This window comes from Acinetobacter sp. YH12152, from assembly GCF_013418285.1.
GTDB lineage: Bacteria > Pseudomonadota > Gammaproteobacteria > Pseudomonadales > Moraxellaceae > Acinetobacter > Acinetobacter amyesii.
In genome coordinates this window covers 1-15,449 of record NZ_VPCH01000044.1, presented here as the reverse complement: position 1 = coordinate 15,449, position 15,449 = coordinate 1, and the positions used below count along the sequence as shown (strand labels likewise).

The window sequence follows — 15,449 nt, the reverse complement described above, 5'->3', positions numbered from 1 at the left end:
AAGGATTATTTGTCAGATGAATGAAATCGAAAATGCGTTAAGTCACATTGAAAACTTCCAATATATACATGAACACTTATTAACGTCCGGTCAACCATCTCCTTCTGAGCTTCAAACGATCAAAGAATATGGTGTTTCAACAGTTATCAATTTAGCCTTGACCGATGCATCCAATCATATCGAGCATGAAGACCGCATTTGCCTAGATCTAGGCCTGAACTACATCCAAGTTCCAATCTCTTGGGATACCCCTTCAGATGATCAATGCCTTTTAGTACTCGATATGATTGACCATTTGGTTCAAGGTCAAACGGTTTGGCTGCACTGTGCAAAAAACTTCCGTGTCAGCAGTTTGATGTATTTATATCGTCAATACTATATGGATGTTGATATGCCAAAGGCTCAAGATTTGATGCATCAAATTTGGGAACCCAATGAAACATGGACAGGTTTAATCCATGCGGTTGCCTTACAACTTCAAGGCCGTAAAGCAACTCAAGATTTACAACATGCGCTGATCCATCCAGATCATTTTGCGTGAGAAATCAGTACTGTTGCAGTAGAAAGAATACCTTCTTGGCGACCAGTAAACCCTAATTTTTCGGTGGTGGTCGCTTTGATGCTAATTTGTGTAACTTCAACATCCATAACATCTGCGATACTTTGACGCATTTCTAAATTATGTTTTGCTAGTTTAGGGCGCTCACAAGCCACGGTAATATCAGCATTATTAAGTACATATCCACGATCTAAAATCAGTTGGTAGACGTGTTTTAAAAGTACTCGACTATCGGCACCTTTAAATTTTGGATCTGTATCTGGAAAATGCTGACCTATATCTCCAAGTGCCAAAGCACCTAATAATGCATCACAAAGCGCGTGCAGTACCACATCACCATCTGAATGTGCTTTGAGTCCATGTGTATGTGGAATTTGAACACCAGCAAGCGTTACAAAGTCACCTTCTTCAAATGCATGCACATCCATGCCCTGACCGATACGAATTTGAGCTATCATGCTTGAGTTCCTTGAGAAAATAATGATTGAAATCTTGTATTCACGCTTTCTATTTCGCTATAGTGTGGGCAAGCGCAACATAGTGAAAGTATAAGCGATCATGCTGTTGAAAACTGAAATAAATATCATCAAAAAATTCGGACTGGTTCTGCTAATAGGTTCTGGCCTAGCGACGTTTACGCATGCAGAAAATATAGACTGTGATCATGCCAATACTCAGGCAAAAAAAAATTACTGTTCTAACGGTTTTGAAGAACAACGTGAAAAGCTAGATGGGCTTTTTTTAACAGCGCAGTTGATTACCGATGCCCCAATACGCTTACTGATAGATACGCAAAAATTATGGTATAGCCGAGTTCAGCAATGCAAAAACTTGGAGTGTTTTAAACAACAATTTGAGCTTCGCCATGAAGATTTGAATATCTACACCTCGATGAACCAAAGTTTAACGCAGCATTATCTGAAATTTGAAAATGGTCATTTTGCGACATCACCTGTACATTTAAAGGTACATCAACTAGGCAAAGACAGCATCAAAATTGAAGGCATTGCCTATCGTAATCCGAACAATCGAGTCGAAACACAAACCATCCCATTTTTAGCTTACACAACACCCGAACAAAAAAATCAAATCACCGATAATGAACACGACTGCAAATATCAGTTCAATTACAGTAAAGCCTTACTGTCAGTAAAAACCGAACAAAAAGGCTGTGAACGTTTTGCAGGGATTTATCGTTTATATGATTAAGATCAAATTCGAATGACTTAGAAACATCAAAAAGCCTCAACATTGAGGCTTTTTTGATGTCTACAATATGTCTATTAAATTGGATGTGTTTGCCGCACTTGCTGGCTAATCATCGCAGCTGTTGCCGCAGATAAGGTCCATCCAAGGTGACCATGCCCTGTATTATAGAAAATATGATCTCGCTTACCTGCATGTACTACAGGCATCATATTGGGCATCATTGGTCGTAAACCCGCCCATGGCACCACATGTTCTGTTGATAGATTAAAGTTACGATTCGACCAATCAATTAAGGGCTGAATGCGATCTGCACGAATGTCTCGGTTATAGCCATTAAACTCTGCCGTGCCTGCAACACGGAGTCGATTTGCACCTAAGCGTGAAGTCACAATTTTGGCACTTTCATCCAACAGACTTACCCAAGGCGCATTGGTCTGACTTTGTTCATCATTTAAGTTTATGGTAATTGAATATCCTTTGACTGGATAGACATTTACACGGTCACCGAGTTTATGCGCAAGTTCATAACTGCCTACACCACCACAGACCACCACAGCATCTGCCTCAAGTAAGGTATTTGCATCAGGATGTTCCATATTTTCATCACTGGCTTTTAACTGAACATTGACACCTTTTGCATGATGTTCAAAGTCAGTCACCTCAAAGCCCCACATATATTTCACATCAAAGCGTTCTGTTGCTTTGGCAAGCTGCGTCGTAAATTTATGGATGTCGCCCGTGGCGTCCCCTGGGCAATAAAATCCACCATAGTATTCACCTGTCAGACTAGGCTCAATATCACGGATTTCAGCTAATGTCACAGGATGACGCTCTAAACCACCTTCACAGAGCATATTATTAACTTGAGTCGCCACCTCATAATCATGTTGATTATGAAAGAAATGTAAAATGCCGCGTTTTTCTAAATCAAACTGTAAGTTTTCATGCTCAGCTATTTCAAATAAACGCTGACGTGCCATCAATGCGAGACGTACAGTCTCGTGAGTATTTTCACGATAATCTTTAATATGTCCCATAAACTCAAAGAGCCATGAATATTTGTGTAGATTAAAACTTGGATTTAATAATAATGGCGCGGTTTTTTGTGACATCCATTTGATGCCTTTCACCACCGTTGCCTTTTGGTTCCAGACTTCAGCATTACACGCAGATAATTGTCCACCATTGGCAAACGACGTTTCCATCGCAGGATAAAGATGTTTATCGACCACAGTGACACGATAACCGAGTAATCCGAGTTCGTAAGCTGTCGTTACCCCAGTAATACCTGCACCAATCACAACTATATGACACATATAGGCTCCTTGGAAATTATATTTCCTATGTTCGCCCCATCTGTCATTGGTACCTGAGAGCTTTGGTTCCTTGCGAAGCAATGTGAACCTTCCCCTTCGGTGAGTAGGTCTAGCCTACTTCTCTCCAGATCTTTTATATGATTACAGTCCTTTTGCCTGAGAGTTTCCTGGGGGAACTTGCTCCTTCGGCGAGCACGATCTGTGCTTCTCTCCTGCAATCATCCATTCGTTTTTATTCGGCATTCATCTTGGTATTGCCTTAGTTAGATATGAGCAATATTTGTACCAAATCTCAAGTCCTATTTGGGTCAATATTGTTAAATATTATTTTTATATCGATTTAAGTTGTTAGGCTAAGTATTTCGACTCAATTTTTTCTACACCTAAATACTTCATCTTTAAAATAAAGGGTTAAAATATTGAATGAATTTTATATCTAGAAAGATTGAAGTTTTATGTCCAATTCAGCACTTTTCTCTTGCTTTGCATCTGTGATCAAAACACATTCTATTGAAGAATTAACTCAAAGTGATTTACTCCGTCTTAAAACTCTGGGAACTATTCAAAGCTTTTATGCACCATTCGAGGCCATAAATCATGATGCAAAAGTGGTCATCGTCGGCATCTGCCCAGGCCAACAACAATGGCGTAATGCATTAATCGCAGCGAAGGACAGCTTAGAACAGCAATTATCTGAGGAAAACATTCTTAAACTTGCCAAGAATAGTGGTGCTTTTAGTGGCCCTATTCGTAAAAATTTAACTCAACTGCTAGATCATATTGGATTACACAATCAATTAGGCATACAGACCACTGCTGAGCTATTTAGCAATCATCAAGATATAGTGCAAATGTGCTCGGTTTTACAGCAATGCATTTTGGTCAATGGAAAAAATTATGCAGGTTCAACACCCGCAATGCTAAAAAATGAATTATTAAAACAACATATTGATGATTATTTTATTCCTTTGGTTCAACAGCTTCCGAACGCAATTTATATCCCGCTAGGCAAAGGCGTAGATGAGGTTTTAAATTATGTATGTAGCTTAGGCTATTTAAATGATCAACAAATTCTAGCAGGACTTCCCCATCCATCAGGTGCAAATGCTGAACGGATCAAATATTTTTTAGGTGAAAAACCACGTGTTCAATTGTCTCGACAAACCAATCCCGAGCAGATTGATAGCGCAAAATCACAGATCTTGCTTAAGTTATCTAAATTTCAATGAAATAAGATTTACATCACTTAATAATATTTTTTATTAAAATATCGACCACTTATATCAAAGCAGTGCTCGAACAAAACTAGAAAAGTGTGATGTATTTTACTTTTTTGTTTTCCTGTGTGAATATGCGCCAAAATAAATATTGCTCATAAAAATAACGCTAACATGGAAATACGCATGAAAAATTATTTAGTTCTAGGATTTACATTCCTACTACTCACAGGTTGTATTACCGTACCTAAAAATAATCCTGAAACAAGAACCTTGAAGCTAAATGGTGTGAATACCGTTGAAAACAGCAAAGTGATCCAACGAACCATTACTCGAGGTCAGTTACTATGTGAAGCTGGGCAAAAATGTCCTGAACTTGCAATTGATTGGCAAAAAACAAAGGTGAGTATGCACTTTCACTGCATTCTTATGATCAACAGCAGCTTGATATGAGTGAAATATCTTTTGTGATAGACGGCAAAGTTTTGTCTTATCCTGCAATTGGTCAAACAAATTATCGTCGCTTAGATAATTCAAATGTGATTGATTCTTCTAATACCGTGATGATCCCAGATACTGTGCTTAAACAATTTCGGGACGCAAAAAATATTGCTGTGATAATGAATACCAACCAAGGTGAAATCGCACACTATATGTTAAAAAACCAAAAATCTTCAGATGCCTATCGACTATTTTTACGTGCTTATTCTTAAGCTCAAATAGTCTAAAATAAAAATCCCAAAAGTTAGTGTATGTTTTCTTTTGGGATTTTTTATTCATCTCGCTTTATAAATTGATCAAATACATCACATGATCTTTATTTTATTCGTTTAATTAATTGTTTAATTGTCAGTTCACAAATCGGTTGACCCACCTCTAAATGAAGTGGATAAGCTTGATTTTCATCTGTTAGCTTATAGCCACGTCGTTGATAATATTTTATTAATTCTAAACGCTGATCAATCACATACATGACAAATTCTTCAACATTGGGTTCAATCAACATCGCTTGCTGTTCTGCAAATTGCAATAATTTTTTTCCTAAGCCCTGAGCTTGCTCATTTGGATGAATTGCAAAATGACCAATTTCACAGCTCATCCCCTGCATTTGAATACCAATACACCCCTTGATCTGTGTATTTTCTGACTCCATCACATATAGATGAAAATCCTTTTTTTTGTAAGATTTGACTGAGTTGAGATACATTTATTCGATTTCCTCGAACAATATGATGTTCCGTGGTCCAACTCTTGGGATGATTTTCCCGATAGGCTATATTCATTAAGCTTTCAAGCTACTGAATATCGTCAAGTAAAGCTTTTCGTATATTCATATTTTTAGCTATTTATTTTCATGGGTCTATTTTACTGAAATAAAAAAACCAGACAATTGTCTGGTTTTTTTATGCAATTTGCTCATCAGTGTGACTTGCTAAAGCTATTCACCAACCGCATCGGAACAAAGCAGCGCTTTGTTATTTATCCACTGTGACTCGCTAACGCTACTCACCAACCGCGTTCGGAACAAAGCAACGCTTTGTTATTTATACACTGTGACTTGATAAAGCTATTCACTAACCGCGTTCGGAACAAAGCAACGCTTTGTTATTTATCCACTGTGACTCGCTAACGCTATTCACTAACCGCGTTCGGAACAAAGCAACGCTTTGTTATTTATCTACTGTGACTCGCTAACGCTACTCACCAACCGCGTTCGGAACAAAGCAGCGCTTTGTTTCCTCACTTGGGTTCAATTGGGGCAAATGGTGCGACTACATCCGCATTTTGTGCGCGGTTACGCATGAAGTGATCCATAAGCACAATTGCCAACATCGCCTCTGCAATTGGTGTCGCACGAACACCGACACAAGGATCATGGCGACCTTTGGTCAACACATCTGTATCTTCACGATTAATCGTAATGGTTTTACCCGGCGTAGTAATGGAAGCTGTTGGTTTCAAGGCGATCGCAACACGAATGTCCTGACCACTCGAAATACCACCCAAAATGCCGCCAGCATGGTTTGCCAAGAAACCATCCGTAGTTAACTCATCACGGGTTTCATGACCAAACTGCTCGGCAACACCAAAGCCATCACCAATTTCAACACCTTTTACAGCGTTGATGGACATCATAGCATGTGCAATATCTGCATCTAAACGATCAAATACAGGCTCGCCCCAGCCAACTGGCACTTGTGTCGCAATAATTTCCAGTTTAGCGCCACAGCTCGTTCCTTGTTCACGAAGTGACGTTACTAGAGCTTCAAAACGTGGGACGGCATCTGCATCACCACAGAAAAATGGGTTATTCGGAACTTCATTCCAGTCCAATTTCTGTGCTTTTTCGGTACCAATTTGCGTTACATGACCACGAATTTCGATGCCGAATTTCTCAAACAAGTATTTTTTAGCAATCGCACCTGCAGCAACACGCATCGCAGTTTCACGAGCACTCGAACGGCCACCACCACGATAATCACGGAAACCATACTTATGTGTATACGTATAGTCTGCATGACCCGGACGGAAGGTTTGCGCAATGTTGCCATAATCTTTTGATTTTTGATCTGTGTTACGGATCAATAGACCAATCGATGTACCGGTTGTTTTGCCTTCAAATACGCCTGAAATAATTTCAACTTCATCGGGTTCTTTACGCTGAGTCGCAAACTTAGATGTGCCCGGCTTACGACGATCCAAATCCTTTTGCAAATCGGCTTCAGTCAGTTCAATACCCGGTGGAACCCCATCTACAATGGCCATCAGACCAACGCCATGAGATTCACCACAAGTCGTTACACGGAAGAGTTGCCCTATACTATTACCTGCCATGTCAAACGACTCCTTATGCTTGAACAGATTGAATGAATAAATCTCGGTATTCGCGGCATTGAGCAGCAGTCAATGCAAAGATACCTGTACCGCCTTTTTGGAACTGTAACCAATAAAAATCAACGGTATTGAAGTTTTGACGCATTGCCCATTCTGAGTTACCCACTTCGATCACAATTAAGCCATCTTCAGTCAGGTAATCTGCAGCTTGTGCCAACATTTTACGTACAAGATCCAAACCATCTTGACCCGCAGCAAGCGCCATTTCAGGTTCATGGTGGAATTCTTCTGGTAAATCTGCCATGTCTTCAGCATCCACATACGGTGGATTCGACACGATTAAATCATATTGATTTTCTGCTGGAATTTTGGCGAATAAATCAGACTCAAGTAAAGCCACTTGATATTGTTTATTGTGGTGTTCACAGTTAATTTGCGCCACTTCAAGTGCATCTTTAGATAAATCTGTTGCATCAACTTCAGCATCTGGGAATGCATAAGCTAAAGCAATCGCGATACAACCTGAACCCGTACACATATCTAAAATGCGCTGAGGAGTTTTTGGACTGGCATTTTCAGGTAGATTATTAACCGCAGCACCCATTTCGCCATTTTCACCTAAGCAATATGGCGCAAAACGGTTTTCAATTAACTCTGCAATTGGAGAACGTGGAATCAGTACACGTTCATCGACATAAAATGGCTTACCAAAGAAATATGACAAGTTTAGTAAATAAGACGTCGGAACTTTTTCATTAATACGACGTTCTAACAATGCTAAAAATTCTGCAACTTCACTTGGCAATAATTTCGCATCTAAGATTTCCGCATCTGCATTCCAATCTAGAGATAACGTTTGTAAAACCAATGCTGAGCTTTCAGCAAAATAGTCTTCTGTACCTTGTCCTAAGTGGGCATCATATTGACGTAAAGCTGTTACCCCAAAGCGGATATAATCACGAATTGTTGATAGGTTTTCAGCTGCTTCCTGTAAATGTTCAGGGCTAATAGTCGGTCGATCCACTTAAGGCGTCTCCAATTCATAATTTTTTAAACGCCCTATGATACCTTGTTTTAATGCTATTTATAATAAAAATACGGCATTATTCACCGCTTGAAAGCATTTCATAACCGTATATATGAGGTCTGATACATTCGCTGAAATGAAATGTGTACTTTATGCCTTTCAGCATTCTATAAAATCTAATTAGATGAAAATTACGAATAAAAACCAATTCAAGCTCAATTGTTTAGCAATTTGTACTTGATCCTAAGCTTTATTTTCTTAAAATCATCCCCATACAAACAGTTAAATTTTAAATGCGGAGCTCCAATGAGCTATAAGCACAATAACCTCATGGCTATGCGTCAAAGCTATTGGGAAGACACTCAGTCTTTAAACGTGCAAACTGAAAAGGCATTTTTTCAGCAACTGCTGATCGAACATCAAGTTTTCCCTGATGCGAGTCTAGAAAACGCACGTACCCTATTTTTTAGCTTACCGAGCATTATTATTGTCAAAGGTTATGCTGCCGGATTTAAAGACGAATCTGTCCAACATCTTATTCATCAACATATTGAAGAACATAAAGCCGCATTGATGCAAAACGATACGGTAAAAATCAAATATCGTTTATAGTTTTCTTTTCCAATGTGCCTGTCTACGTGGCATCTTGCTTAAGTTTGCAAATGCTTACTGCATATTCAGTAAGTTGAACTATTTTAATACGTTAAGAAACGTTAAAATTAGCTACAATGTATTTTTCTGCGAATTGCTGATTAAAGGATTTAATTTACATGTCAGATCAGAACGATAAGCTCAAACACTTGAAAACGTCTTCTATGGATCGACGCTTATCTATCGCAAAGGCATCGCTACTTGCGGGAACTCGTTGGGCAGCATCAAACGCCACTTCTATTTTTTCGAGTGAAGAAGAAAAAGAGAAAAAGCGTAAAAAAGCCATGAAAGATCAGGCTGAATATCTCGTCGCAGAAATTGGTAAATTAAAAGGTTCAATTGTAAAAATTGGGCAAATGATGGCGTTGTATGGTGAACATTTTCTACCTGAAGAAATCACCCAAGCCCTCAATACCCTTAACAATCAAACAGTCGCATTGGCATGGCCAGCCATCAAAGTCCAATTACAAAATCAACTTGGCTCAAAACTTGATGATCTCGTGATTGATCATGAGCCGCTTGGTACAGCATCTTTGGCACAAGTTCATCGTGCAAAACGTAAATCTGATGGTTTAGAACTGGTATTAAAAATCCAGTATCCAGGTGTGGCAGATGCCATCGATTCGGATATGAATCTATTCAAAAACATGCTCAAACTGACACGAATGGTTCCTCAAACCCGTGAATTTGATCAGTGGTTTGATGAAGTTCGTGAAATGATGCATCGTGAAGTAAATTATAAAATTGAAGCAGATACCACTCGCCGTTTTGCAGCACGCTTAAAAGAAGACCCACGCTATATCGTGCCGCAAATCATTGAAAGTTATTCAACACCTCAAGTACTGTGTATGACTTTTGAACGTGGTGTACCGATTAACAGCCCAGTAATGCTGTCACTTCCTCAAGAGCGCCGTAACGCCTTAGGTGAAGCATCACTTGAAATTGCCGTACGCGAAATTTTTGAATGGGGTGAAATGCAAACCGACCCTAACTTCGGAAACTATTTGGTGCGTTTGGGCAATGGTGCGGATGTACCAGATAAAATCGTACTCCTCGACTTTGGTGCGATCCGTCAGTTTGATGAGCATCTATTAGGCGTTGCGCGTAATTTGATTACCGCGGGTTACCATCACAGCTCTGAGCAAATGGTCAAAGCGATGACAGGTTATGAGTTCTTTGATGGTATTCCACAAAGTATTAAACCTGATATGGCTAAAGTCTTTTTGTTAGCGACAGAGGCATTTAGTAGCACTGAAAATAACCCAAACATCCCTGCTGGTGTTATGGACGAACAACAACGCTATGACTGGAAAAAAAGCCAATTACATAGCCGTGTGATGCAACAAGCGTCAAAATCGATGGCATCTCGCTATTTCTCAGTTCCACCTAAAGAGTTTATGTTTATTAGCCGTAAATTTATCGGTGCATATACCTTTATGACCGTCATTGAAGCAAAAACCAATGTTCGTCGTATGATTCAAAAATATCAATAATCATTCAATACAGACCTTAAAACTTGGCTGACTCAAATGTCAGCCAAGTCAATTTTAAAATAACAATACTTTTAAGCCTTTTTACTTTTCTATTCTTAATTAATTATTTAGCTATCGAATCCCACCTAATCTCGCCGTTTATCTTTGACAATCATGCATGTCATTTATGACATGGTTTTTCTATCTTTGGCATGTCAGCATTAAATAAGAACAACGCAAATGGAAAACAACAATGACCAATATGGTAAACAAGGCACAAGGATTTGGACTCTCACTTTTAACAAAAATTGCCGGAAGTGATGTACTCGATCAGTTTAAACTGCGCAAATTTGTTGAAAAATCTTTGTATCAAAGCTCAAAAGCTGGTTTTAAAACCCTGAGCCAGACACAAAAAGCATTTCAGACCAACAAAGGTGTGCATAAGCAACGTTTGCCAAATCAACAAAAATCATTATTTGATTTAAACCTGACTGAAGAACAGCAAATGACTGCTGATGCGATGCAGCAGTTTGCCACAGAAGTTTTGTATCCACTTGCTCATCAAGCCGATCAAGAGGAAAAATTTCCTGAAGCGTTATCGCAACATATCCAAGATCTAGGTCTAAATTATTATGCCTTACCTGAAGATTTGGGTGGCGTTGCAGCAGAAAAAAACATCATTAGCAATATCTTAATTGCGGAACAATTGGCTGAAGGTGACTTTAGTTTAACAGCAGGTTTACTGTCGACATTTAGCTGTATCAATGCCATCACCCAATGGGGTTCAGAATCTGTTCAAGCAACCTATTTAGCGACATTTGCAGATGATTCAACCCTCCGTGCAAGCTTTGCAGTTCAAGAGGCAACGGCGGCATTTAATCCCTATCAACTTAAAACGCAGGCGATTGCTGATGGCCAGCAGTATAAAATCAGTGGGGAGAAAACCTTAGTCCTTTTAGGTGAACAGGCAGATGTGCTGTTAGTGAGTGCCATGCTCAATGGACAGCCTGAAGTTTTTATTGTGCAACGCGACCAGAGCATTAGCGCAAAAAAAACACCTGCTATGGGTTTGAAAGCCACTGAAACGGTAACTTTAAAATTTGATCAGACCCCTGCCCAACGCTTAGGAGATCAAGATTTCAATTACACCTCATTTATCGATCTTGGCAATTTAATGTGGTGTGCCATGGCTGTTGGTACCGCAACTGCAGTCAAGAAATATTGCATTCAATATGCAAACGAACGTACAGCTTTTGGGGAGCCAATTTCGCACCGTCAAAGTGTGGCATTTATGATTGCAGATATGGCAATCGAAATTGATGCCATGCATATGCTCATCCTAAACGCAGCAAATCTAGCCGAAGCTGGCAAGCCCTTTCATCGTGAAGCCTATTTAGCTCGCGTGCTATGTGCTGAAAAATCGATGAAAATTGGGACTGATGGCGTGCAAATATTAGGTGGTCATGGCTTTACCAAAGAACATCCTGTAGAACGTTGGTATCGAGACTTACGTGCCACAGCGATTCTTCAATCTGGCTTACATGCTTAATTCAGCAAAATAAAAAACAAGGAAATGTCCATGAACTTACAAAATCCGAAAAAATTTAAATTGCTGATCGACCAAGCCCATGAAGTTGCTTTAAATGTTCTACGTCCTATTTCACGTAAATATGACAAAGCCGAACATGCCTATCCTAAAGAATTAGATATGTTATCTTCCCTCGTTGACGGTATGAATGATGGCGGTGATGGCATGAATGCAGGTGCCGCCGTCAATAAACGTGGCGACACAGACACGGGAAATAAAAACGGTGTCAATATGTCGACAGCCCTCAGTATCATCGAGATGTGCTATGGAGATACAGGCCTGTTGCTCAGCATGCCTCGCCAAGGGCTTGGAAACTCGGCTATTGCAGCAGTAGCCAATGATGAACAACTAGAGCGCTTAAAAGGAACTTGGGCCGCTATGGCTATTACGGAACCGAATTGCGGCTCTGATTCAGCAGCAATTCGGACAACAGCGACGAAAGATGGCGATGAATACATCCTCAATGGTGAAAAAATCTTTGTCACCTCGGGCGAACGTGCTGATTCAGTGGTGGTTTGGGCAACACTAGATAAAAAATTAGGTCGAGCCGCGATTAAATCCTTTGTTGTTGAAAAAGGTACACCAGGAATGACTGTAGAACGCCTAGAACATAAATTGGGTATTAAAGCTTCTGATACTGCTGCCATTAGTTTTGTAGATTGTCGTGTCCCTGCTGCAAACTTATTAGGCAATGCTGAAATTGATGTAGCAAAGGGTTTTGCTGGGGTTATGGAAACTTTTGATAATACTCGCCCACTCGTTGCTGCGATGGCTATAGGCTGTGCAAAGGCATCTTTAGAGCGAATTAAAGAAATCTTTAAAGATGAACTAGATGAGCAGTATTCAACACCGATCTTACAAAGCTCGAATATTGCTGCACAAATCTACCGTATGGAAGCAGACTGGGAAGCAGGACGTCTACTCATGCTCAAAGCCGCATGGATGGCCGACAACAAAAAACCTAACTCACGTGAAGCATCCATCGCTAAAGCAAAAGCAGGCCGTGTAGGTAATGAAATCACGTTAAAGTGTGTAGAGCTCGCAGCGGCTGTCGGTTATAACGAAGATGAATTATTGGAAAAATGGGCACGTGATTCAAAAATCCTCGATATATTTGAAGGCACACAGCAAATTCAACAATTAATCGTTGCACGTCGTGAACTGGGTAAAAGTTCAAGCGAATTAAAATAATTTTTTGCTTGAGTAATTTTAAACTTAGAGATGGATTTTTTTATAGGATCAGTCTATAAACAATCCATCTTTTTGTTTTTCGATGATTATGTTTCAAATCCGACCACTTCAAATTGAAGATAATGCAAGCATTGCCAATGTCATTCGCACAGTTTCCAAAGAATTTGGATTAGCACCTGAATCAGGATTTGCCGTTGCAGATCCAATTTTAGATGATTTATATCAAGTTTATGCGCAAGCAAATGCACAATATTGGGTTATTGAAAATCCACACGGTACAATTTTAGGTGGTGGCGGCCTTTCTCCTTTAGCTGGAGATTCAAGCATTTTAGAAATCCAAAAAATGTATTTTATGCCTGAATTACGTGGTCATGGCTTAGCCAAAGATATTTTAGAACTTTGTTTTCAATTCGCCAAAGATCATAATTTTAAAGCGTGTTATTTAGAAACTACACATACACTTGGACAAGCGGTAAAACTCTATGAAAAAGTAGGATTTCAACATTTACAAGCTCCCAAGGGCAATACAGGTCATAGCCAAGCATGCGAAATTTGGATGCTTAAAACACTTTAATTTATACTTAGATTCCATTCATACCTCTGAAAAAAGTTATAGCTTTTTCAAATAGGGATATTTCATGAGTGGATATTCTAGTTTTTTATAACTAAAGTTCTCGGGATTTGAATATCCCCACAATCTTAATAAGTACCATGTCAAGAGAGAAATACTGACACAAGTAATGCTATCTGTTTTTCTCTCTTCACTTAAATAATTATGTAATTTGAGTACATTTCCATCAATTCTTACAATTTCACTGTACAGAGCATCTTAAGAAAATATTGACCTCTAAGTCTCCAGTTCATACTATCGCTTTAGAAATTACACTTAGCCACGATTATTTTAAAGTGAACATAAATGCAGAATGTACTGAATAAAACTTGCCTTTCAACTCGTCTTTCGTCGCTCCTAAGCGCTCACAGCTTAAAGTTTTCAACTGTTATTATATCTGTAACCCTGATTTCTGGATGTTCATCACTAGGTGGTGGCTCTGTAGAAAAACGTGCAGTTAAACTTTCATCAGGGATCCAAAAGGCCTATTCAGTCAATCCTGAAACTGCAAATCGAGTGTCACCCTACATTGTGCAAACTGCCGATCAATACAACTTAGATCCTTTACTACTGGCTGCCGTTATTCGCCAAGAATCAACTTTCCGCCCTTATGTCAGTTCTCCTGCAGGTGCAGTCGGTTTAACTCAGGTGATGCCACGTTATTGGCAAGCAACATGCCCTGGGGATTTATATGACGAATTAACCAATATTAATTGTGGGTCATTTATTTTAACTAAATATAAAAATGCCGCTGGCAGCATGCCAAAAGCTTTAGCCTACTATAATGTCGGACCTACCGCTTATAACACCAATCGAAAAATGAAAAAACAAGGCAAACGTTATGCAAAACAAGTGAAGCAACATCAAAATAATTTAAAAAGTTCCTTATAATTTCTAAAAATTTAATCTTTTATTTAACCATATAGACCTAACTAAGCTTAAGAGGATAAATTTTGTTAGGTCTAATCTCTTCAATTATTTCATAGATTGACGCATTTTATCTTCATCAAAATATTGCGCAAATGATGCAATACGTTTTTCAACAATTGGATTTTTCATCAGATTTTCAGCTGCACGATTTCCCAATAGTTCAAATGCTTTACCTAGAGCATTTGTTCCTTCATTTTCTGTAACAGCTTTGATTTCAGCATTACAACGTTTAGTAAATAAATCTTGAAATAGAATAGCCATATTTTTATCAATTTTTTGTATCTCAACTGGCGTTACTTTACTATATTTAGAAATTTCTGGATGTGCTGAAAATGCCAAATAAATCCAAGCTGTTAAGTTCTGACTCTCTTTTGCTGAAATTTTATTTACCAAACATTCACTTAGTTTACCCTGATACACACCGGCTGTAGTATTGAAAGAAACAAATGCAAATAAAACTGTAGCTAATAATTTTTTTAAAAACATCTTAAATACCCTATATATTATTAAAGAGACAAACGATTTTATTATATTGATTTATTACACATTTTCATTAGCAAAACATTTTAAATGATATAAAAGAGTTCTAGACGAGTTTATTGTTGATCGGCCTTATTCTTTTTAAATATCTATCATTTCCCTGTTTTTTCTTCTGCTTTTCTTATTATTTTTTTCCCTTTTTTCACCACACATAAAAAAACACCCCCTTCGCATTGAAGGGGGTGTTTCGAATAATGAGCTGGCGATGACTTACTCTCACATGGGTAACCCCACACTACCATCAGCGCTAAGAGGTTTCACTTCTGAGTTCGGGAAGGGATCAGGTGGTTCACTCTTGCTATTG

The 15,449-nt window shown here is 38.8% G+C and carries 17 protein-coding genes, 1 rRNA gene and 1 riboswitch; of the genes, 11 read left to right on the top strand and 7 right to left on the bottom strand.

Features of this window, described 5'->3' with window-relative positions; genetic code table 11:
- The first annotated feature begins 16 nt into the window (after positions 1–16).
- Positions 17–541 (top strand): protein tyrosine phosphatase family protein, encoded by a 525-nt coding sequence (locus FTU83_RS13190; protein WP_078191020.1) that lies wholly within the window; start codon positions 17–19, stop codon positions 539–541.
- Here FTU83_RS13190 and ispF read toward each other — a convergent pair.
- Complete coding sequence (gene ispF, locus FTU83_RS13185) at positions 529–1,017, bottom strand: 2-C-methyl-D-erythritol 2,4-cyclodiphosphate synthase (RefSeq protein WP_168378679.1); 489 nt, start codon at positions 1,015–1,017, stop codon at positions 529–531. The two genes, FTU83_RS13190 and ispF, sit on opposite strands and share 13 nt — an antisense overlap.
- A gap of 100 nt (positions 1,018–1,117) precedes the next feature.
- Here ispF and FTU83_RS13180 point away from each other — a divergent pair, with 100 nt between their 5' ends.
- Positions 1,118–1,768: a hypothetical protein gene (locus FTU83_RS13180; RefSeq protein WP_180106843.1), complete on the top strand. Its 651-nt coding sequence runs from the start codon at positions 1,118–1,120 to the stop codon at positions 1,766–1,768.
- A 74-nt stretch (positions 1,769–1,842) separates the two neighbouring features.
- Here the strand turns inward: FTU83_RS13180 and FTU83_RS13175 are convergent, their stop codons facing one another.
- The gene (locus FTU83_RS13175) at positions 1,843–3,084 is read right to left on the bottom strand and encodes a D-amino acid dehydrogenase (RefSeq protein WP_180106845.1); all 1,242 of its coding nucleotides are present in this window, start codon (positions 3,082–3,084) and stop codon (positions 1,843–1,845) included.
- Positions 3,085–3,218: 134 nt separating this feature from the next.
- Positions 3,219–3,309: riboswitch (glycine riboswitch) on the bottom strand.
- Positions 3,310–3,539: 230 nt separating this feature from the next.
- Between FTU83_RS13175 and FTU83_RS13170 the strand changes: the two genes are divergently transcribed.
- From FTU83_RS13170 to FTU83_RS17480, 3 genes are all read left to right on the top strand, one after another.
- The gene (locus FTU83_RS13170) at positions 3,540–4,313 is read left to right on the top strand and encodes a hypothetical protein (protein ID WP_180106847.1); all 774 of its coding nucleotides are present in this window, start codon (positions 3,540–3,542) and stop codon (positions 4,311–4,313) included.
- Between the two features lie 174 nt (positions 4,314–4,487).
- Positions 4,488–4,754 carry a hypothetical protein gene (locus FTU83_RS17485; RefSeq protein WP_257222620.1) on the top strand — a complete coding sequence of 89 codons (267 nt, stop codon included), beginning with the start codon at positions 4,488–4,490 and terminating at the stop codon, positions 4,752–4,754.
- Complete coding sequence (locus tag FTU83_RS17480; protein ID WP_257222621.1) at positions 4,751–5,014, top strand: hypothetical protein; 264 nt, start codon at positions 4,751–4,753, stop codon at positions 5,012–5,014. The genes FTU83_RS17485 and FTU83_RS17480 overlap by 4 nt, the downstream gene beginning before the upstream one ends.
- Positions 5,015–5,118: 104 nt before the next feature.
- Here the strand turns inward: FTU83_RS17480 and FTU83_RS13160 are convergent, their stop codons facing one another.
- The 3 genes from FTU83_RS13160 to prmB form a co-directional block, all read right to left on the bottom strand.
- The gene (locus FTU83_RS13160; protein ID WP_257222622.1) at positions 5,119–5,508 is read right to left on the bottom strand and encodes an N-acetyltransferase; all 390 of its coding nucleotides are present in this window, start codon (positions 5,506–5,508) and stop codon (positions 5,119–5,121) included.
- A 533-nt stretch (positions 5,509–6,041) separates the two neighbouring features.
- On the bottom strand, positions 6,042–7,136 hold the full coding sequence (gene aroC / locus FTU83_RS13155) for a chorismate synthase (protein ID WP_180009499.1): 1,095 nt from the start codon (positions 7,134–7,136) through the stop codon (positions 6,042–6,044).
- A 13-nt stretch (positions 7,137–7,149) separates the two neighbouring features.
- A complete protein-coding gene (gene prmB / locus FTU83_RS13150; RefSeq protein WP_180009498.1) occupies positions 7,150–8,160 on the bottom strand; it encodes a 50S ribosomal protein L3 N(5)-glutamine methyltransferase in 1,011 nt (336 codons plus the stop codon).
- Positions 8,161–8,469: 309 nt separating this feature from the next.
- On the opposite strand from prmB, the gene FTU83_RS13145 reads away from it, so the two are divergent.
- The 6 genes from FTU83_RS13145 (at position 8,470) to FTU83_RS13120 (ending at position 14,566) form a co-directional block, all read left to right on the top strand.
- Complete coding sequence (locus tag FTU83_RS13145; RefSeq protein WP_078191029.1) at positions 8,470–8,775, top strand: hypothetical protein; 306 nt, start codon at positions 8,470–8,472, stop codon at positions 8,773–8,775.
- A 158-nt stretch (positions 8,776–8,933) separates the two neighbouring features.
- Complete coding sequence (locus FTU83_RS13140) at positions 8,934–10,307, top strand: AarF/ABC1/UbiB kinase family protein (protein ID WP_180041466.1); 1,374 nt, start codon at positions 8,934–8,936, stop codon at positions 10,305–10,307.
- Positions 10,308–10,548: 241 nt separating this feature from the next.
- Positions 10,549–11,835, top strand: a complete 1,287-nt coding sequence (locus FTU83_RS13135; protein ID WP_180041483.1) for an acyl-CoA dehydrogenase family protein — start codon at positions 10,549–10,551, stop codon at positions 11,833–11,835.
- Positions 11,836–11,865: 30 nt separating this feature from the next.
- Positions 11,866–13,065 (top strand): acyl-CoA dehydrogenase family protein, encoded by a 1,200-nt coding sequence (locus FTU83_RS13130; protein ID WP_180041465.1) that lies wholly within the window; start codon positions 11,866–11,868, stop codon positions 13,063–13,065.
- Positions 13,066–13,153: 88 nt separating this feature from the next.
- Positions 13,154–13,639: a GNAT family N-acetyltransferase gene (locus FTU83_RS13125; protein WP_180041482.1), complete on the top strand. Its 486-nt coding sequence runs from the start codon at positions 13,154–13,156 to the stop codon at positions 13,637–13,639.
- A 342-nt stretch (positions 13,640–13,981) separates the two neighbouring features.
- A complete protein-coding gene (locus tag FTU83_RS13120; RefSeq protein WP_180041464.1) occupies positions 13,982–14,566 on the top strand; it encodes a lytic transglycosylase domain-containing protein in 585 nt (194 codons plus the stop codon).
- An 84-nt stretch (positions 14,567–14,650) separates the two neighbouring features.
- Here FTU83_RS13120 and FTU83_RS13115 read toward each other — a convergent pair whose 3' ends face one another.
- The gene (locus tag FTU83_RS13115; RefSeq protein ID WP_180009496.1) at positions 14,651–15,091 is read right to left on the bottom strand and encodes a hypothetical protein; all 441 of its coding nucleotides are present in this window, start codon (positions 15,089–15,091) and stop codon (positions 14,651–14,653) included.
- 251 nt (positions 15,092–15,342) lie between these two features.
- Positions 15,343–15,449: ribosomal RNA gene (rrf, locus tag FTU83_RS13110) — 5S ribosomal RNA — on the bottom strand; the annotation flags it as partial.